Origin of the sequence: Pelagicoccus sp. SDUM812003 (assembly GCF_031127815.1) — a bacterium.
In the GTDB taxonomy this organism is placed as follows: Bacteria; Verrucomicrobiota; Verrucomicrobiia; order Opitutales; family Opitutaceae; genus Pelagicoccus.
Genome location: NZ_JARXHY010000003.1, coordinates 192,498 through 210,595, shown reverse-complemented (window position 1 = coordinate 210,595; position 18,098 = coordinate 192,498). Strand labels below are relative to the sequence as shown.

Genomic DNA, 18,098 nt, shown 5'->3' with positions numbered 1-18,098 from the left:
CCAGCGGATACCCCACTCCAAAATGCTCCAACACCTCTATCTCGTCCGCCACGCCCACGCTCTCGACGACGCTCCTAGCGACGCCCTTCGCCCGCTCAGCCCCAAAGGCGAAAAGCAATGCCGTCGCCTAGTCAGCGGCCTGAGCTCTCTCGAACCCAGCATCGACTGCATCTGGCAAAGCGGCCTGGTCCGAGCCGAAGAAACCGCCCGTCTCATCGCGGACGGTCTGGAGCTCTCCCATCCCCTCACCCAGAAAAACGGCCTTGCTCCCTTCGACTCCCCCGCCGGCATCGCCGCCCAGGCCCACGAGCTCAGCCTCAGCTGCATGATCGTAGGCCACGAGCCAAACCTCTCCTGCCTCGCTTCGCTGCTGCTTTCCGGACACGACGGTTTTCAACGCGTGGTCTTCCCCAAGGCCTCCGTCCTCTGCCTCTCTCGTCTGAAAGCCGGCCCCCAAGCCACCCCCTGGCAAATCGAGTGGCACCTCAACCACAAGATGTTCAAGTAACCCCTTCTTCTCCCTCCCTTTTCCTAAATGAAAATCCTTCTCACCGGCGCCTCAGGACTTCTCGGATCCGCCTTCGCTCGCTCCGCTAAGCGACGCGGTCACCACGTATTGGGAATCGTAGGACAATTCTCCGGCTCCGTCGACGGCCTGGCTAGCCAGCGCCAGCTCGACCTGCGCGACCTCAACGCCCTGGAAAGCCTCGTCCTGGAAACCTTTCCCGACGCCATCGTGAACTGCGCCGCTATCACCGAGATTCCCAGCTGCGAGTCCGACCCCGAGACAAGCGCCCAGCTAAACGTGGCCCTGCCTGAGAAACTGGCCTTGCTGGCTCGCCACCTTTTCGCCACTTTCATCCACATCTCCTCCGAACAGGTCTTCGATGGGAAGCAGTCGCTCTACCGCCGGGATTCCACCCCGAATCCAATCAATGAATACGCTCGCCAAAAGCTTGAATCCGAAAAACGGGTACACGATCTGGCCACCGAGTTCGCCACCACCCTGCGCCTGCCGTTGCTCAACGGAAACAGCCCCAGCGGCACCCGCAGCCTGCATGAGCGTCTGTTTCAAACCTGGTCCCGGGGCCAGACCGCAACCCTCTTCACCGACGAGTTCCGCCAGCCTTGCCTGGTCGACAACGCCGCCGACGCCATGGTGGAGCTCTGCGAGCGCAGCGACCTAAAAGGCGTCTACAGCTGGGGCGGCGACAAGCCGCTCTCCCGCTTCGAAATGGGCCAAGCCATCTGCAAGCACTTCGGCCTGCCCGAGTCGCTCATCGCCCCTGCGGAACGCGGCGACGATCCGCGCTTCGCCAATCGCCAGGCCAGCCTGGCCTTCGACCTCACCCCGCTGAGCGGAAAACTCAAAACCCAGCCCCAAGCCTTCGTCGACCAGCTCGACTCTCTCATCGTGCCCAAACCCTTTCGGGCCTGGTACAACTCTCTCTAGAACGCGCCGGGCCCGCATCTCCTCCGACTACGCGCTTCCGTCTTGTCGCGCTGCGAGGAATACGTAATAAAGCCCCTGTGATACGCCTCCTCTCTCCTCTTTTCCCCGCTCTTCTTTTCAGTCTCTTCGCTTTCTCCTCCGCCTCCCACGGCCAGGATTTCGACTACGGCGATATGGAGCTGACCGCCCCCGAGCGCTACGACAAAGCCCTCCGCCTGCTCTACGGGATCGACGGCGAGACAAAAAACCGCATGGGCGCCATGTCCCAGCTCAAGAAAGCGGCCGCTCAAGATTTCGCCCCTGCTCACAACATCCTTGGCCTACTGCACTTGGAAGGAAACGGACTCTTCACCAGCCCGCGCAAAGCCCTGCACAGCTTCGAAGCGGCCGCTGACTTAGGCGACGCCCTAGGAGCCTACAACTCCGGCTACTCCTACCTCGTGGGCCGCGGCACCCGGCACGACCTCGACAAAGCCGCCAGCTATTTTCAAAGAGTGGTCGACGCTAAAAACGCCACCAACCTCAGCCCCGAAGACTTCGGCACCGTGCGCAACGCCCGGGCTCAAGCCTACCTGCTTCTGTCCTTCATCTACGATGACGATAGCTACTCCCGCCACGACGAGGAAAAAGCGGTGCAAATGCTGCTGAAAGCGAACGAGCTCAACCAGCCGCGTGCCGCCATGCTGCTAGCCATCCGCTACGCCAAGGGAGAAGGTGTAGGACAAGACCAGCAGCGCTCCCTCGAACTCCTCGAACGCTACAAGCTGGCGTCCGTCAACGAACTGCACAACTCCTTCAACCCCGTGCTCTTCCAAGGCATGCACCGCGAGTCCCTGCGCGAGGCCGTCAAAAGCCTGGTCACCCTCTACGAAGACGAGATGTCAGAGCAAATCGTCAAGATGCAGACCAACTTCGGAATGACCCTGCTGGACGACGAAAAGCTCTACGACCCAGAGCAAGCCTTCACCTGGCTGCGTCCCGTCGCCACTCCCGACAATCCAGCCGCTTGCGCTCGCCTGGCAAACCTCTACTACCTCGGGCTGGGCACCTCGCAAGACCATGCCGCCGCTCGCGAACTATACGAGAGCGCCTACCGCCGCAGCAGCCTGGCTTGCTTCAATCTGGCAGTCATGCTGGCCCAAGGACAGGGAGGACCCGCCGATCCCGAACGGGCCGAAAAACTGTGTGAGCAAGCTGCCAACGACAGCTGGTATCCAGCGATCTACCACAAAGGGAAACTTGAGAAGGCCCAGATCTACTCGGCCAAAGCCGCCTTGGAGCTAGTGAAGGAAAAAGCGGACCAAGTCGACCCCGACGCGCTCTATTGCCTGGGTCGACGCACCCTCTTCGGCTTCGGCGTGGAGCGAAACTATACTGTCGCCAAAAATATGATACAACGGGCGGCCGATCTGGGCAACGTGCAGGCTCGCTTCTTCTACGGCGTCTACATCGCCAACGATACCCGACTGCTCTGGGAAGCGACCGAGGAGGACAAGGCCATCCAAGCCGCCGCCGATAGCGGCTACCCGCCCGCCATCCACTACCAAGGAAAAAAGGCCGAGAGCTCCAGCCGCTACAATCTGGCCTTAGAGCGCTATCAGCAAGCCGCCGCCCTCGAGCACTTGCCCGCGATCAACAAGCTGGGAGAATTCTACCGCGACGGCCACGCGGTGCCAGTCGACTACGCCCAAGCCGTTTCCTACTTTCGACAAGCGGCCGAGCAAGAAGATGCCATCGGCACCCTGAACCTTGGCATGGCCTACGAGTTCGGTCTAGGCGTAGAGTCCGATCCCGCCGAAGCCTACCGACTCTACCAGAAGGCGGACGAATACGGATCCCTCTACGCGAGCTACTGCATCGGCAACGTGCTGGCCAGCGGCAAGCTCGGCCAAGCCGCCTGGGAAGAGGCCATCCCCTACTGGGAAGAAGCCGGAGACAACAAGGTTTCCGACGCCCTGCTGCAAATCGGCGACTGCTATCGAGAAGGCAAAGGGGTGGAGAAAAACCTCACCCTCGCCATGGCCTACTACTCGCGTTCCAACGAACTGTTCTACTACGGCGACGACGATACCAACTACCGCCTCGCCCAGCTGCATCTCGATCCGAAGAGCGAGCTCTACAATCCCAACCGCGGCCTGTCGCTTCTCAGAAATCTCGAGATATCCGGCTCGTACCCACTCGCCGGATACCAGCTCGGCATCCTCAACATGGAAGGACGCGGCTTGAAGCAAAACCCGAAAAAGGCCTACGCTAAATTCCTCCGGGCCGCTCAGGAAATCGGAGCTCCCCTCAAGCGCGGCCTCGGAGCGGACTTCGATCGCTACTACAACAGCGAAACCGTCAAACTCTCCTCAGCCCCTATCACCAGCTACAGCGAGGAGTTCACCCGAGACGGAGCCTACGACGCCTGCTTCCAGATCGCCCGTATCCTTCTCAAGGGCGACCTCATTCGAAAGACTAGCCCTGAGGACGGCATCGTCTGGCTGCAAATCGCGGCTGAGGGAAACCATGCGGAAGCTCAGCTCGAGCTGGGAAAACGACTGGTCAAAGGCCAAAACGTCGCCCCGAACCCGGAGGCGGGCTGGCAATGGATTCTCAAAAGCGCTCGACGACTGGACGAAGCCCGCTACCTGGCCGCTTCCCAGTATTTCGATGGCAACTACGAGCCGCTCGGCCGGGAAAAGGCTATCGAACTGCTGAAGCAAGCCGCCGCGGATGGTCACTTGCCCTCGCTCAATCTGCTAAAGGAACAGGGAGAATCGCTGGACGGCACGGACAGCAAGCCCGCTACAATCCCTGGAAAAGAAAAGCGCGGCGAGGACGACGGCTTCGACTCGCCTATCGATCTCGACCTCGCGTAGTACGTTCTCCAACGGCAAAGGGCCAGCGCCTGACGCTCGGGCCGAGCAGCCTACTGAAAGGTCTGCTCGATGCGGGTGATACGGATCTGTCCACCGCGAGCGATCAAGGTGTCCCACCACTCCGATCCATCGAAGCGATAGCGAATCTGCAGCCCAAGCAAAGCTCCCGACTCCAGTAGCGACTTGCCTAGTCTCAAATCCACCTCCTGCGGCGCCACGTAGCCCTGGCCCATTTTGGGAATCACCGCGAAAATCTCCGCGCAGGCTTCCAAGTCGCGAAAGTACGCGGCCAGCGTTTCCGAGTCCATGTGGCTTTGATGCAGTTCCGGCAGCGGGGTCGTTTCGCTCATAGAAAATCCTTCTTTCCGTTTCGTATTGGTTATTTGACGACGCAGCCTTTTAGGCCACGGCCGGCTTTCTGGTCAGCAAGATCGCGTTGCGCGGGGCGGGACACACCTGGCTACAAACGCCGCAACCAGTGCAAGCGTCGGCCACCACTCGCGGGATGCCGCGCTCGCTGATCATCGCCCCTGGCTCGGGACAGCGCTCCACGCACACCGAGCAAAAGCTGTGTTGGTAGGCTAGACAGAAGCGCCCTTGCACGATGGCCACCCGATCCACGTTCGAGTCCTGCTCGGACTGTTCGCAGTCCTTCTCCTCCTCAAGCTCTGGCTGAGAGAAGCGCAGGATCGACGAGAAAAAATCTCGCCGCGAATAGATTTTCGAAGCGCCTGTCATCGTTTTCTCCCTACGACTCCGGTTCGCCCTCCGATAGCTTTTGATAAAAAGGAAATGGCGATTCGGAGAAATTTCGTTTATCCACATCGCTCCCCGGCACGTGGCACTGGGTACAGCTTTGACGTTCCGGGTGACTGGTGCGGATAGGGCTCGTACCCATTTCTCCATGACAGCTCATACAGCTTTGTCGCATGTGCACCTGATGCGGAATGGTCGGCGGGGCGTCCGGATAAGCTCGCTCGCCTTTCACCGGCTGATGATAGCCGCCAAAGCCGTTGCCAGTATGCATATCGAAGGTAGACGCGTTCCAGCGCGAGCCAAGTCCTTTGCCGGAGACATGGCACTGGGTGCAGCTGGTGTACTCGGGGTGGCTGATGGCAGGGGCTACCACGCTGCCGATCTGCAAGGCCTTGCTATGGCACTGCAGGCAGCTTTCGGCAGTATGCTGATCGATAGGGTGCGGCACCACCGGCGGAGCCCCGTCGTAGGCCCGACGCTCTTGGCGACGCAGGCGCAGGAGCTGCTCGTCATAAGGCTGGCGATTGGCGAGATTGCCACTGGAGTCCAAGGAGCTGAGCCGGCTCTTCCATTCCTGGTTCACCTTGAACTTGCTGTCGCGTATCTCCCAATAGCTGGGAGCGCTCAGAGCTTGGCTCTCGCTTTGCTCGTGGTCGCCATGGGCAGGGACGATCTTCGGCTGCTCGTTCGAAACGCCGGACTCGTGCACCGTCTGTCGCAATCCCATGAAGAAGCCGCTGACCGATACGGTGAAGACCACCGCGACCACTAGACTCGTCGCCTTGGTCGACCGCGCTTTCAGTTTTGGCGAATCGCTCATGACAGGCTAGAGGGTTGGCGAAGAAGCGGGTGCTTTGCTTGAATTGGGTTTGTAGACCATCGCGGCGCATTTCTTGTAGTCTGGCTCTTTGGAAATCGGATCGATGTCGCCGAGCGTCAGCTCGTTTATAAGCAAATTTTCGTCGAAGAAGGGCACGAAAAGAGTGCCACGCGGGGGACGTCCTCGTCCATTCAGCCAGACCGGCAGCTCGATGCGGCCGCGACGCGTTTCCACCACCGCCAAATCGCCGTTGGCCAGTCCCTGGGCCGCGGCATCGTCGGGATGCATCTCCACGTAGGCGTGCGGCATGGCGTTTCGCAGCTGCGGGATGCGACGCGTCATGGTGCCGGTGTGCCAATGCTCGAGCACGCGACCAGTGCAGAGCCACATGGGATAAGCGCTGTCGGGCTCTTCGGTAGCCGGCTCGTAGGGACAGAACCAGATCTGAGCCCGATCGTCCTTGGTCACCGAATGGTAGAACTGCAGCTCCTTGCCTTTCTCCACATAGCTGTCGCTAAACTCCATGAAGCGGAACGGCGTCTCCTGCCAGCTTCCGTCCTCCTTTTGCACCACCGGCCAGCGCAGGCCGCGGGCTTTGACCAGCTCGTCGTAAGGAGCCACGTCCTTGTGCTTGAGAAAGGTAAGCTGGCGGTACTCCTCGAAAAGGACCTTGTCCACGTTTAGGTCGTAATAATGCTCCCACTGCCAGATGGGGACTTCCGCTCCGGACTCGTCCTTGACGCTGAAGATGAACTCTCCGTCCTTGTCCTTCATGCCTTCGTGACCGAGCTCGAAAAGTCGGCGGGCCACCGCGATCGTCATCCAAGTATCGTCGCGGGCCTCGCCGGGCGGATTGACCATCTTAAACCACTGCTGGGTGCGGCGTTCGCTGTTTCCATAAATGCCATTTTTCTCTACCCACATAGCGGCTGGCAGCACTAGGTCGGCCAGCTCTGTAGTGGCAGTTGGATACACTTCCGAGACGATGAGAAACTTGTCCTCGAGGTCCCGCTTTCCCGTGAAGAGCTTCTTCAAGTTCGGCAGCGTATGGCCGGGATTAGTCACTTGTACCCAGATTGTGCTTACGTCACCTCCTTCGCTGCTAGGTGTGCAAAACTTCTCCCACATCAGCACCGTGTGGTAGCCGGGCTTGGGATTGATGCGGCCTTCGGGCAAGTTCCAAACCGCTTCGCAATCCTTGCGGTGGGACTCGTTTGCCACCACGCGTCCACCGGGCAGAGCGTGGGCCAAGGTGCCCACTTCGCGGGCGGTGCCACAGGCCGAAGGCTGGCCAGTCAAGCTGGTGGGGGCGTCGCCGGGCTTGCCGAAATGTCCGCTCAGCATGTGGATGCCATGCAATAGACGGTTCATGTTGGTGCCGCGGGTGTGCTGGTTCACGCCCATGCACCAGAGGCTGGTGATGCGCAGGTCGCGGCGACCGAAGAGGTCGGCCAGCAGACGAATTTTTTCCGCCGGCACGCCGGAAATCTTCTCCACGTATTCGGGAGTGTAGGGCTTGAGCAGCTCGGCGTACTCTTCGAAGGTGCTAGCCTGTCCCATGAGGGACGCCTTCTCCGTATCCTTTCTGAAATTACAAAAACGCTCAACGAACTCCTTGTCATAGGTGCCGCGTTCGATGAGCAAGTGGGCAATGCCGTTGGCGATGGCGAGGTCCGAGTTGGGACGAAACTCCATGTACTCGTCGCAATACTCCGTGGTGCGGGTACGGCGGGTGCCGATGTCGATCAGCATGACCTTTTCCCCTTTGGAGCGACGGTCGATCACCCTCGAGAAAAGCACCGGGTGCATCTCTGCCGGATTGTTGCCCCACATGATGAGCACATCGCACTCGTCCAGGTCGGTGTAGCAGCCGGCCGGTTCGTCCACCCCATGCGTCGAGAGATAGCCTGTCACCGCGGAGGCCATGCAAAGCCGGGCGTTGGGATCAATGTGGTTGTTGGAAAGTCCGCCTTTGATCAGCTTCTGAGCCGCGTAGCCTTCGGGGATGGTCCACTGTCCGCTGCCGTAGATGGCGAACTCGATCGGATTTTCCTGTATCCGCTCAGCAATGACATCGATGGCCTCGTCCCAGGAGATCGGCTCCAGTTTTCCGTTTTTGCGCAGCATGGGCTGCTTCAGACGATCCTTGCCATAGAGAATGCCGCCCACGTGGTAGCCTTTCACGCAAAGCAGGCCTTTGTTCACCTCCGCCAGCTGCTCGCCTTGGATGGCGACCACCTTATCGTCCTTCACCCCGACGCGGACATGGCAGCCGGTGCCACAAAAGCGACAGGGAGCCTTGTCCCACACCACTCCGTCTCCGGAAGCAGTCGCGTCCAACTCGGTGTTCTCATATTTGCCGAAGGCCCGTTGCCGAGCCGCGGCGACCGCGGCCGCCATAGCGGAAGTTTTCAGGAAGTGACGTCTATCGATGCTCATGGGCAGCTGGGGATTAGGGGTTGATATGAGCGGACTCGGAGTCGAAAGCGCAGAAAACCACGTCCACATTCTCCACCCCCGGCAGGGCTTCCAGCCAGCGATGGATCGGGCGGGCGTCCGCGTCTTCTATTACGAGAGGCAGGTACTGCCCTTCCAGCTCGCCAAGCGTCAGGCCCCGCTTGTCGCGAATGCGATCAAGCGCCAAACGGGCCAGATCCGGGTCGCGGGACAGGGTAACGACCAAGCTGCTGAGAGGGGTTTGCCAAGGGCGAGAGCTCATGTTCATAGGCCATCAAAGCGAGGAAATCCAAGAAATCAATATTTAAATACCTTTTAGTCTTGAATTCCTTTTCGATGCTCGCATCTATCACAGTGAGACATGAATACCTCTCGCTTTATCGCGGCCGCTGCGGCCTGCATTGGCGTCACGATTGTCGCCCTCGGCTGGTGGATCTACCAACAATCGTTCGCCTCATTTCATGACGCAGTCGCGGCCGAACACCCCCGCCTTTCCCCCGACCCCGCCGATCAGCACCCTGTGGAAATCCTGGGAGCTCCTCGCACCCCGACCGTGCTGGCCGACCTCGACCAGAGCGGCAAGCCGGTGGAGATCGCCTGCTCCACTTGCCACAGCACGCGGGAGCCGGAGCTGTTTCAACAAAGCGCGAGCGGATTGGATGAATTTCACCAAGGCCTGCAAAAGCAGCATGGCGAGCTGAGCTGCCTGAGCTGCCACAATGCCGACAACTACGACGAGCTGCGTCTGGCGGACGGGCGCTCTGTGCCTTTCGAAAACGCCATGCAGCTCTGCGCCCAATGCCACGGGCCTCAGTATCGCGACTACAAAAACGGCTCTCACGGCGGCATGAACGGCTACTGGGATCTCAGCCGCGGACCGCGCACGCGAAACGCCTGCACCGTTTGCCACGACGCCCACTCGCCCGCTTATCCCCAGCTGATGCCGGTCTTCCCGCCTCTCGACCTGATCAAAAAAGCCCAGTCAACCCGCCCCTCGAGCGCTCACCCCTAATCTCCCAAACGGCATGACAGATCAAAAGAAATCCTCCGGCATCAGTCGCCGGACCGCGGTCAAAGGCATCGGAGCCACTTTGGGAGCGGCCGCCTTCGCCAAGGCCATCGCCCCCATCACCACCTGGACTGCCGAGCAATCGGTGGACGAATTTCTGCAAAAGCACTACCAGGAGCTCACTCCCGAGCAGATGCAAAAAATCCTGGCCCGCCTGCAGGCGGAAACCAAGGAGCAGTACGGGGCCGAGGTGGAGATCTCCGACCCGAAACCGCAGGAAGGCGTGAAGTTCGCCTACGCCTTGAACCTCTCCATCTGCGTGGGCTGCCGAAAGTGCGCCCAAGCCTGCCATCTGGAAAACAATCACGACCGCCCGAGCGGCAACTCCTACATTCGCGTGCTGGAGATGAAAAAGGGCTCGCTGGACATGGAGCAGGGCAAGGTCGACTACAAGGGCCCGGTACCCAAGTCCGACTCCTTCTACATGCCAGTGCAATGCCAGCAGTGCGACGCCCCGCCTTGCGTGGACGTTTGCCCCGTGGAGGCAACCTGGAAGGAAAAGGACGGCATCGTGGCGGTGGACTACAACTGGTGCATCGGCTGCCGCTATTGCGAAGCCGCCTGCCCCTACCACGCCCGCCGCTTCAACTGGACCAAGCCCCAGATTCCCGCGGAAGAGATCAACCCGCAGCAGGGCTACCTCTCCAACCGCATTCGCCCGCAAGGCGTGATGGAAAAGTGCACCTTCTGCCTGCACCGCACCCGCGAAGGCCGCTTGCCAGCCTGCCTGGAGGCCTGCCCCACCGGAGCCCGCGTCTTCGGCAACATTCTCGACCCCGATTCCGAGATCCGCTGGGTGCTCGAAAACAAACGCGTTTTCGTGCTCAAGGAAGAACTCGGCACCAAACCCAGCTTCTACTATTTCTTCGATGAGTAAGACCGCACCCTCCCCCGCCTCCGCCGGAGAAAGGCACCTCGTCAGCTACCCGCGATTCCTCTGGCGCATCGCCGTCATGAGCACCGAGGGCAACTGGCTCTTCTACGCCTGGATGATCTTCCTCTCCGCGGTCGCCCTCGTCGGCCTCAACGCCTGGGCGACTCAAGTTTCCCAAGGCATGGTGGTGACCAACATGTCCGACCATGTCTCCTGGGGCCTCTACATCGCCAACTTCACCTTCATGGTGGGACTGGCCGCAGGCGGCGTCATGATGGTCATCCCCGCCTACCTCTATCATGACGACGACATGCACGACGTGGTTATCATCGGGGAACTGCTAGCCATCGCCGCCATCTTCATGTGCATCGCCTTCGTGGTGGTCGATCTCGGTCGCCCGGATCGCTTCTGGCACATGATCCCGGGCATCGGAAAGTTTCATTTCCCCATCTCCATGCTGACCTGGGACGTCATCGTGCTCAACGGCTACCTGCTGATCAACCTGCACATCTGCGGCTATCTGCTCTATCAACGCTATCGCGGCCGCCGCCCCAATCCCAAGTTCTACATCCCCTTCGTCTTCCTCTCCATCGGCTGGGCCATCTCCATCCACACCGTCACCGCCTTCCTCTACCAGGGCCTCGGAGGACGCCCCTTCTGGAACACCGCCCTGCTCGCCCCGCGCTTCCTCACCTCCGCCTTCGTTTCCGGTCCCGCCTTCATCATCCTGGCCCTGGAAGCCATTCGCTACCTCAGCTCCTACAAGGTGGGCGACGGAGCCATCCGCATCCTGGTAAACATCATGCGGATCACCATCCTGATAAATCTTCTCATGCTGGCCTCGGAGATCTTCACCGAATTCTACACCGGCGGGGCTCACACCGCCTCTGCCCGCTACCTCTACTTCGGACTGCACGGGCACAACGCCCTAGTGCCCTGGATCTGGTCCTCCATAGCCATCACCGTGGTGGCGGCCCTGCTGCTGCTTTGCCCCAAGGTCACCAAGCACCCGATCATGCTTACCACCGCCTGCGCCCTGGCCTTCGCCGGCATCTGGATAGAAAAAGGCATGGGGCTGATCATCCCAGGCTTCATTCCCTCCACTCTGCACGAGATCGTCGAATACACGCCCAACGGCATCGAATGGCGCATCTCGGCTGGCATCTGGGCTGCTGGGCTCATGATCTACACCTTGGCGATCCGCGTCGCCATGCCGATTTTCTCCGGCGAGGTGTCGCTAGCAAAGGACAAAGACAACAGTGCTTAAATACGGAAGAACCTCCCAAAACGCCATCATGGCCATGAGCCGCCTCGCAGAAGTCTACGACGGCGGCGAAACTCGTCTCTCCTCCAAGGATATCGCCAAAGCCCGCGACCTGCCGCAGCCCAACGTGGCCAAGCTGCTGGTATCCCTGTCCCAATGCGACCTGGTCAAAGGCGCCCCGGGGCCCACTGGCGGCTACTGGCTGGCCCGCCCTCCGCAGGAAATCTCCCTCTACGAGATCGTCTGCCAGTTCGAGAAGCTCACCGAGCGCGTCTATTGTCCCTTCGGAAAAAACAGCTGCGACTCCGCCGCCCCCTGCCCGCTGCACCAGCGCCTGGTAGAGCTCGACCAGCAGCTGATCGACTTTCTTCAAGAAAGCTCCTTGGATGTCTTCGTCGGCTTCCAACGCGCTCCAACTAAGTAGCTTTCGCGCCATGGCTGGGCCCGGCGCCCCCTCACTCCTAGCATTGACCTCTCTGCAGTTTCCTTAACTGTACCGCAATCGAGATGGCGCATCCTTTCCACGTAATCCCCGACTCCACCGCAACGGCCGCCCAAAACATGGCCTTCGACTTCCTGCTGCTGCAACGCTACCAGCCCGCCGAAGCCATCCGTTTTCGCCACTACAACTGGACCCGCCCGTCCTACACCTTCGGCTTGAGCCAGCGCATGTCCTACGTCAGCTCCGAGGTACAGGACCTGAGCGCCGACGTCATCCGCCGTCCGACCGGCGGCGGGGTGGTGAACCATATCGAAGACTGGACCTACACGCTGGTCATCCCAGGTAGCCATCCACTCGCCAAAGGCCAGCCCATCGACACCTACCGCGATGTTCATCAATGCATCGTGAACGCCATGACGGCCCAAGGCATGAACGTGGAGCTCAACCTCAACACCCCGGACGACAACGCCCCGAGCGTCTGCTTCAACAAAGCCGAACTCTACGACGTGGTGCTGAAAAACCTGCCGAGCAAGATCGCCGGAGCCGCCCAGAAGCGCACCAAAAACGGCTTTCTCATGCAGGGCTCGATCTGGAAGCCCCTGGTGCCCAACCTTTCATGGGATCGCTTCTACAACGATCTGGTGATCGAACTGGCGACCCTGATGGGAGCGGAAGTCGAATACGTCAGCTCGCCCAGCTGGGCTCCCAGCGAAGAGGAAGCCCTCACCGACCAGTTCGACTCCGAAGACTGGAACCACCGCCGCTGAGCGACTCCCTTCGGCGTCCCGCCACGGGAAAGCAAACCGAGGCCAGATCTCCTTTTACCGTAAAATTTTGGCGTCTTTGACCTCCGTCCCACTCCCCCAAGAGTGTCGACACCCAATTACTAACCAACCCCTTCGCCCCATGAAGTCTTCCATCCTACGCTCCGCGGCGCTGTCGGCCGCCCTTTCCCTCGGCATGGCTTCCTTGCCTGCCGAATCGATCACCCTCGAAAGCCCGAACGGCCAGATCGACTGCGTGGTCACCCTCGAAGAGGGACTCCTATCCTACACGATCGAAGTGGACGGCGTCCAGGTCCTCGAGCCCTCCGATCTCGGAGTGATTCTGCAGGAGGGCGACTTCTCCCGCGATCTCTCGCTGATATCGAGCGGCGTCTCCGAAACGGTCAAAGACAGCTATCGTCTCAAGCACGGCAAGCAATCGAGCATCGACTACCTAGCGAACCGTCGAGCGCTCGCTTTGGAAAACGCCCAGGGCGAGGCCCTGCAGGTGGTTTTCCAGATCTCCGACGATGGCGTCGCCTTCCGCTACGTTTTTCCGGACGAATCCGCTCCCCTGCGTCACATGACGGAGGAGGTGACGTCCTTCAACTTTCCGACGCATGCCCGAGCGTGGATGCAGCCCATGTCCCTCGCCAAGACCGGTTTCGCTCGCACCAACCCGTCCTACGAAGAGCACTACCAGATGGATATCCCCGTCGGTACGCCCGCTCCTTGGGAGTCCGGCTGGGTCTACCCGGCTCTGTTCAAGGTGGGCGAGATCTGGGTCTCCATCAGCGAATCCGACCTCGGACCGGACTATTGCGGCACCCGACTTCGCCAGCACGCGCCCGACGGCGAATACAAAGTGGGCTTTCCCCAAAGCGAAGAGATCATCAGAAACGGCGAGCTCAATCCCCAAGGCGCCGGCCTTTGGAAATCGCCTTGGCGCGTCATCGCGCTGGGAAATCTGGATACGCTGATCGAATCCACTCTGGTGACCGACCTCGCCTCGCCCGCCATCGAGGGAGATTTCTCCTGGGTCGAGCCGGGACGGGCCTCCTGGAGTTGGGTGTTGCTCAAGGACGACTTCACGGTCTACCCGACGCAAGTCGAGTTCATCGACTACGCAGCCGAAATGGGCTGGGAGTACTGCCTGATCGATTCCGGCTGGGACCATCGGATCGGATACGAGAAGATAGAGGAACTCGTCGACTACGCGGCCGGCAAAGGGGTGAAGATCCTCCTGTGGTACAACTCCGCCGGCAGCTGGAACGATTCCACCCACATGACTCCCGCCTTCCAGATGATCGATCGCGAAACCCGCAGAAAGGAGCTCGCGCGCATCAGCGCCATGGGAGTGGCTGGGGTCAAGGTGGACTTTTTCGGCGGCGACGGACAATCCAATATCCAGTACTACCACGAGATCCTCCAGGATACCGCGGAAGCGCGGATCGCGGTGAACTTCCACGGCTGCACACTGCCGCGCGGCTGGCACCGTACCTACCCGCACTTGATGACCATGGAGTCCATCAAGGGACAGGAGTTCATCACCTTCGACCAAGGAAACGCCGATCTTCAGCCCAGCCACAGCGCTCTGATCCCGTTCACCCGCAATCTCTTCGATCCGATGGACTTCACCCCAACCGTGCTGGGGGAAATCCCAAACATCGAGCGTCGCACCACAGACACATTCGAGCTCGCCCTGCCGGTGCTCTTTCTCAGTGGCATCCAGCACTACGCGGAGACGCCCGAAGGCATGTCACAGGTTCCTGAATACGCCAAGCAATACCTTCGCGAAGTGCCAGTCTCCTGGGACGAGAGCCAGCTGCTGCTGGGCGATCCCGGCAAGACCGTGGTCATCGCCCGCCGAGCCGGCGAAAGCTGGTACATCGGCGCCATCAACGGCGAGGACCAGGAAAAGACCATTTCCGTAACGCTGCCTGGGACCGGAACGGGCACCCTCATCACCGACGCCGTCGAGGGCGACGAGATGGAAAGGCGCGATCTTTCCGGAAAGCAGCTCACCATAACGCTGCGAGCGAACGGCGGATTCGCGGCGAAGGTGAAGGCGAAGTAACCCGGCACCGAGCTAGCGATTGCCATTTCCCCCCAGCGCGGCCTGTCTCAGGTCGCGCTTTTCTTGTAGCCGCCTCCTCGAGCTAGCCAGTCCGCAGCGCCTTCGGATTTCCGAGGGCGGAGCGACTTCAGCGCTCCAGCTCGACGTTCCAGTAGGCGACGTCGAGGAAATGCTTCCAGGCTTCCTTCTTGCGACCGCGGGCCGCCAAGCTGATCACCGGTCGCCACTTCGGCACCGAGGGCTTGCGGATCAGGTGCATCTTGGCTTCGTGCGGCAGGCGGTTGGACTTGCGCGAGTTGCAGCTCACGCAGGAACAGACGATGTTTTCCCAAGTGGTCTTGCCGCCGTAGTGGCGCGGGATCACGTGGTCTAGGTTGAGGTCCTCCGAAGGCAGTTTCTTGGCGCAATACTGACAGGTGTACTTGTCGCGTTCGAAGACGTTTCTCCGGGTGAGCTTGATCTCCTTCTTGGGAACGCGATCGAACACAGAGAGCAAAATCACCTTCGGCACACGGATCGGGTGCCGGATGGTTCTGACAACTTCCAGTTCGCTGGCAGGTGGATTGTGGCGCGAAAAATCGACCCAATCCATCATGCTGAAGACTTCGAAACTCTCGTCTTCGGCATGGACGACTTGCGCGTGGCCGCTCGAGATGAGCGAAAAGGCCCGCTTAGCGGCGATCACATTCACCGCTTGCCATAACCGGTTTAAAACAAGCACCGGCTCCGTGAGGGCAGCTTCCATGGAAGCTTACTTTCTACGAGCGAGCCTTCCGCTGTCAAGGTGCGATCCCCAGCTCCCTCGCCCATTTCACCCTGATGTCACAGAAAAACCCGGTATCCACGAACTGGATAACGGGTCGCAAAACGAGGTCTTTTCGAAATGCCGCTTGGATTTCCGGCGAGCAAAGCGAGCGGGCGCTAGGCGACTAGTCCGCGTCGAACACCCGAACCTGGGCGAAAAACTGCTTCTGATTGGCGATGAAACGATGATGCGTGGGGTGGTCCTGATAAACGTCATGGGCCGCCACGTCTTTGAGGATAACGGTCAGCATGTAGTCCCAATCCGTCTGCACCACCGGGCGCTTGGCCGTGTCGGCCACCTTGCCGACGTAGCATTGATCCGCCGCCTCGATGGTCGCGAGGGCGTTGAGGTCCTTTTCGAAAGCAGCCACCTGCTCCTCGGACATTCCTGGGGTGAGATTGAATAATACAGTGTGTACGAGCATATGCGTTTTACGTTTCCCACTATTGTTCGCCGATGGAGCGAAAGCGGTCAAGCGCCGCGTCCATAGCCTCCTGATTCCGGACGTAAAAATCGAAGGAGCCACTCCGCTCCAGGATCTCGATGGCCTTGATGAGCTGCCGAATTCCCTGAGCGGCCGAGCTCAGCTCCTCGTCTTCCGGCCGATCCTTCAAACGTCCCTCCAGCCATCGCAGGTTTTCGCGCAAGCCTTCCGTCTCGCCCCGCTGGTCGCTAAACTCTCTCAGAAAGGTCAGCTTCATGGTCACCGCCAGCACGTCTTCCCCGTTGAGCTCAGCGTCCTTCCAAACCGCATTTCGCTGGGCAGCCGCGACGGGATCGTCGGACGACTGAATGCTGGACCAGATCTCAGGGTGATTCGGGACGACGCCTTGCAGACGGTCCATCGCCTGCTGCAGATAATCCAATTCGTATTCTGTGACTGGATACTCGATCACGCGATACACGACCGAAGCGTCTGCGTTTTCGTCCGACAAGGCCTCCGCTCCGCCGACCTCGTAGTCCTTCTTCATCCCGCAGGCGGATAGAAAACCTGCGAGCAGCAGGAAACACAAAACCCAGATCCGTCTCGACGCGTTCATCATGCAGAAACTATCAACTAGGACCAATCGAGCAAGAAATAGGTGCAACAACCATTCGACCTCCGCGCCGCAAGCAGCGGGGCGTTCAATTGCTCATTCAAAACGAGCGACCTCCTGTAGGGCGGGTCGCTGACCCGCCATCATGGCGTGTTGCCTCGACGCGGCGACCTTCAATACGCCGAAAGCGGCCGGATACGGGCCGCTAAACCAATCAGCTCCGCAGGGCGGCGACAAAAAACCGCTGCCTCGACAGCAGCGGTTTGAGAATTCGTCCGGCTTGGAAAACGGTCTAGCGCTTCAGACTGACCTTGCCGCTTCCCTTCACTGCCTGGCCGATCGCCACCGCATCGCAGCCGTTGGCCTGGCAATAGGCCAGCACCTCGTCGGCCTGCTTCTTGTCCACCATCAGCGTCATGCCGATGCCCATGTTGAAGACCTCGTACATCTCCTCGAAGTCGATGCCGCCCTGTTCCTCGATGAGCTTGAAGATCGGCAGGGGCTCCCAGGTGGTGGTGTCGATTTCGATGTCCACCTTGTCCGGCAGGATGCGCGGGATGTTTCCGGTGAAGCCTCCGCCAGTGATGTGGGCGATGCCGAAAACCGCGTTGCCCTTGCGCACCTTCGATGAGGCGCCGGCGTTGAACTTGGCCAGCAGGGGCTGAAGCAAGGGAGCGTAGTTGGTATGCGGAGCCATCAACGCCTTCTCTATGGACTGACGCGTTCCCGGCACCTTGTCCTTCAGACCAAGCTTGGCCTTCTCGAAAATGACCTTGCGAGCCAAGGTGTAGCCGTTGGTGTGCAGTCCATTGGACGGCAACCCGATCACCACGTCGCCCGGGCGAATGGTGGATCCAGAGAGCATCTTCTTCTTCTCGGCGATGCCGATGATCACGCCAGCAATATCGTATTCACCCACAGAATACATATCGGGCAGCTGTGCGGTTTCCCCGCCGATCAAAGCGCAGTTCGCCCCGGCGCACGCTTCGGAAATGCCAGCGAGGATCTGCTTGAAGACCTTTGGCTCGAGTTTTCCCAGCCCCAGGTAGTCCAGGAAGAACAAAGGCTCCGCCCCGATAACGGAAATGTCGTCGATGCAGTGGTTTACGATATCCATGCCCACGCTCTTGTGCTTGCCGGATTCGAAAGCGATTTTGAGCTTCGTACCCACTCCGTCGATACTGCTTACAAGAACAGGCTCCTTGTACTTAGACTTCGAAAGGTCGAACAACCCGCCAAAGCCGCCGACAGCGCCGAGCACTTCCGGACGCGAGGCGCTTTTCAGTGATTCCTTCAAACCGCCTTTCATGCGGTCCGCTAGGTCGATATTCACGCCTGCTTGAGCGTAGGCTTTGGTCTTCTTTTTTGCTGCCATGTGAGAAACAGAATGGAGTGTATTGGCTTTTTGTGGACGGAGGA

Annotated in this window: 18 protein-coding genes; 9 read left to right on the top strand and 9 right to left on the bottom strand. The window is 59.9% G+C overall.

All coding sequences use genetic code 11. The features are described from left to right. Positions 1–22 precede the first annotated feature (22 nt). The 3 genes from sixA (at position 23) to QEH54_RS05280 (ending at position 4,314) form a co-directional block, all read left to right on the top strand. A complete protein-coding gene (gene sixA, locus QEH54_RS05290) occupies positions 23–508 on the top strand; it encodes a phosphohistidine phosphatase SixA (protein WP_309017596.1) in 486 nt (161 codons plus the stop codon). Positions 509–535: 27 nt separating this feature from the next. Next, positions 536–1,453: an SDR family oxidoreductase gene (locus QEH54_RS05285; RefSeq protein ID WP_309017595.1), complete on the top strand. Its 918-nt coding sequence runs from the start codon at positions 536–538 to the stop codon at positions 1,451–1,453. Between the two features lie 77 nt (positions 1,454–1,530). Next, positions 1,531–4,314 carry a hypothetical protein gene (locus QEH54_RS05280; protein WP_309017594.1) on the top strand — a complete coding sequence of 928 codons (2,784 nt, stop codon included), beginning with the start codon at positions 1,531–1,533 and terminating at the stop codon, positions 4,312–4,314. 50 nt (positions 4,315–4,364) lie between these two features. On the opposite strand, the gene QEH54_RS05275 is transcribed toward QEH54_RS05280, so the two are convergent. The 5 genes from QEH54_RS05275 to QEH54_RS05255 are packed head-to-tail and all read right to left on the bottom strand — an operon-like array spanning position 4,365 to position 8,609. Then, on the bottom strand, positions 4,365–4,664 hold the full coding sequence (locus QEH54_RS05275; protein ID WP_309017593.1) for a hypothetical protein: 300 nt from the start codon (positions 4,662–4,664) through the stop codon (positions 4,365–4,367). A 49-nt stretch (positions 4,665–4,713) separates the two neighbouring features. After that, positions 4,714–5,052, bottom strand: coding sequence for a 4Fe-4S binding protein (locus tag QEH54_RS05270; protein WP_309017592.1), 339 nt, complete (start codon positions 5,050–5,052; stop codon positions 4,714–4,716). A 10-nt stretch (positions 5,053–5,062) separates the two neighbouring features. Then, the gene (locus QEH54_RS05265) at positions 5,063–5,890 is read right to left on the bottom strand and encodes a nitrate reductase cytochrome c-type subunit (protein WP_309017591.1); all 828 of its coding nucleotides are present in this window, start codon (positions 5,888–5,890) and stop codon (positions 5,063–5,065) included. A 6-nt stretch (positions 5,891–5,896) separates the two neighbouring features. Then, on the bottom strand, positions 5,897–8,329 hold the full coding sequence (locus QEH54_RS05260; RefSeq protein ID WP_309017590.1) for a molybdopterin-dependent oxidoreductase: 2,433 nt from the start codon (positions 8,327–8,329) through the stop codon (positions 5,897–5,899). Between the two features lie 13 nt (positions 8,330–8,342). Further along, positions 8,343–8,609, bottom strand: coding sequence for a hypothetical protein (locus tag QEH54_RS05255; protein WP_309017589.1), 267 nt, complete (start codon positions 8,607–8,609; stop codon positions 8,343–8,345). 99 nt (positions 8,610–8,708) lie between these two features. Here QEH54_RS05255 and QEH54_RS05250 point away from each other — a divergent pair, with 99 nt between their 5' ends. The 6 genes from QEH54_RS05250 (at position 8,709) to QEH54_RS05225 (ending at position 14,837) form a co-directional block, all read left to right on the top strand. After that, positions 8,709–9,359, top strand: a complete 651-nt coding sequence (locus QEH54_RS05250; protein WP_309017588.1) for a hypothetical protein — start codon at positions 8,709–8,711, stop codon at positions 9,357–9,359. Between the two features lie 13 nt (positions 9,360–9,372). Next, positions 9,373–10,293, top strand: a complete 921-nt coding sequence (locus tag QEH54_RS05245; RefSeq protein WP_309017587.1) for a 4Fe-4S dicluster domain-containing protein — start codon at positions 9,373–9,375, stop codon at positions 10,291–10,293. Next, positions 10,277–11,557 (top strand): sulfate reduction electron transfer complex DsrMKJOP subunit DsrP, encoded by a 1,281-nt coding sequence (dsrP, locus tag QEH54_RS05240; RefSeq protein ID WP_345785639.1) that lies wholly within the window; start codon positions 10,277–10,279, stop codon positions 11,555–11,557. Before QEH54_RS05245 ends, dsrP begins: the two co-directional genes overlap by 17 nt. Next, entirely contained in the window at positions 11,550–11,978 is a 429-nt protein-coding gene (locus tag QEH54_RS05235) for an Rrf2 family transcriptional regulator (RefSeq protein ID WP_309017585.1), read from the top strand. The genes dsrP and QEH54_RS05235 overlap by 8 nt, the downstream gene beginning before the upstream one ends. A gap of 83 nt (positions 11,979–12,061) precedes the next feature. After that, on the top strand, positions 12,062–12,763 hold the full coding sequence (locus QEH54_RS05230; protein WP_309017584.1) for a hypothetical protein: 702 nt from the start codon (positions 12,062–12,064) through the stop codon (positions 12,761–12,763). Between the two features lie 139 nt (positions 12,764–12,902). Continuing rightward, positions 12,903–14,837, top strand: coding sequence for a glycoside hydrolase family 97 catalytic domain-containing protein (locus QEH54_RS05225; protein ID WP_309017583.1), 1,935 nt, complete (start codon positions 12,903–12,905; stop codon positions 14,835–14,837). Positions 14,838–14,964: 127 nt separating this feature from the next. Here the strand turns inward: QEH54_RS05225 and QEH54_RS05220 are convergent, their stop codons facing one another. The 4 genes from QEH54_RS05220 to purM form a co-directional block, all read right to left on the bottom strand. Beyond that, on the bottom strand, positions 14,965–15,582 hold the full coding sequence (locus QEH54_RS05220; RefSeq protein ID WP_309017582.1) for an HNH endonuclease: 618 nt from the start codon (positions 15,580–15,582) through the stop codon (positions 14,965–14,967). A gap of 184 nt (positions 15,583–15,766) precedes the next feature. Beyond that, entirely contained in the window at positions 15,767–16,066 is a 300-nt protein-coding gene (locus tag QEH54_RS05215; RefSeq protein ID WP_309017581.1) for a Dabb family protein, read from the bottom strand. A 19-nt stretch (positions 16,067–16,085) separates the two neighbouring features. Next, a complete protein-coding gene (locus QEH54_RS05210; RefSeq protein ID WP_309017580.1) occupies positions 16,086–16,685 on the bottom strand; it encodes a hypothetical protein in 600 nt (199 codons plus the stop codon). 286 nt (positions 16,686–16,971) lie between these two features. Continuing rightward, entirely contained in the window at positions 16,972–18,054 is a 1,083-nt protein-coding gene (gene purM / locus QEH54_RS05205; RefSeq protein WP_309017579.1) for a phosphoribosylformylglycinamidine cyclo-ligase, read from the bottom strand. Positions 18,055–18,098: the final 44 nt, after the last annotated feature.

What these genes read in the sequence shown, in the direction of transcription:
- QEH54_RS05275 (WP_309017593.1), bottom strand. Translation starts at nt 4,664, where the DNA reads ATGAGCGAAACGACCCCGCTGCCGGAACTGCATCAAAGCCACATGGAC.
- QEH54_RS05210 (WP_309017580.1), bottom strand. Translation starts at nt 16,685, where the DNA reads ATGATGAACGCGTCGAGACGGATCTGGGTTTTGTGTTTCCTGCTGCTC.
- purM (WP_309017579.1), bottom strand. Translation starts at nt 18,054, where the DNA reads ATGGCAGCAAAAAAGAAGACCAAAGCCTACGCTCAAGCAGGCGTGAAT.
- QEH54_RS05220 (WP_309017582.1), bottom strand. Translation starts at nt 15,582, where the DNA reads ATGGAAGCTGCCCTCACGGAGCCGGTGCTTGTTTTAAACCGGTTATGG.
- QEH54_RS05260 (WP_309017590.1), bottom strand. Translation starts at nt 8,329, where the DNA reads ATGAGCATCGATAGACGTCACTTCCTGAAAACTTCCGCTATGGCGGCC.
- QEH54_RS05250 (WP_309017588.1), top strand. Translation starts at nt 8,709, where the DNA reads ATGAATACCTCTCGCTTTATCGCGGCCGCTGCGGCCTGCATTGGCGTC.
- QEH54_RS05270 (WP_309017592.1), bottom strand. Translation starts at nt 5,052, where the DNA reads ATGACAGGCGCTTCGAAAATCTATTCGCGGCGAGATTTTTTCTCGTCG.
- QEH54_RS05230 (WP_309017584.1), top strand. Translation starts at nt 12,062, where the DNA reads ATGGCGCATCCTTTCCACGTAATCCCCGACTCCACCGCAACGGCCGCC.
- QEH54_RS05265 (WP_309017591.1), bottom strand. Translation starts at nt 5,890, where the DNA reads ATGAGCGATTCGCCAAAACTGAAAGCGCGGTCGACCAAGGCGACGAGT.
- QEH54_RS05285 (WP_309017595.1), top strand. Translation starts at nt 536, where the DNA reads ATGAAAATCCTTCTCACCGGCGCCTCAGGACTTCTCGGATCCGCCTTC.
- QEH54_RS05245 (WP_309017587.1), top strand. Translation starts at nt 9,373, where the DNA reads ATGACAGATCAAAAGAAATCCTCCGGCATCAGTCGCCGGACCGCGGTC.
- sixA (WP_309017596.1), top strand. Translation starts at nt 23, where the DNA reads ATGCTCCAACACCTCTATCTCGTCCGCCACGCCCACGCTCTCGACGAC.
- QEH54_RS05225 (WP_309017583.1), top strand. Translation starts at nt 12,903, where the DNA reads ATGAAGTCTTCCATCCTACGCTCCGCGGCGCTGTCGGCCGCCCTTTCC.
- QEH54_RS05255 (WP_309017589.1), bottom strand. Translation starts at nt 8,609, where the DNA reads ATGAGCTCTCGCCCTTGGCAAACCCCTCTCAGCAGCTTGGTCGTTACC.
- QEH54_RS05215 (WP_309017581.1), bottom strand. Translation starts at nt 16,066, where the DNA reads ATGCTCGTACACACTGTATTATTCAATCTCACCCCAGGAATGTCCGAG.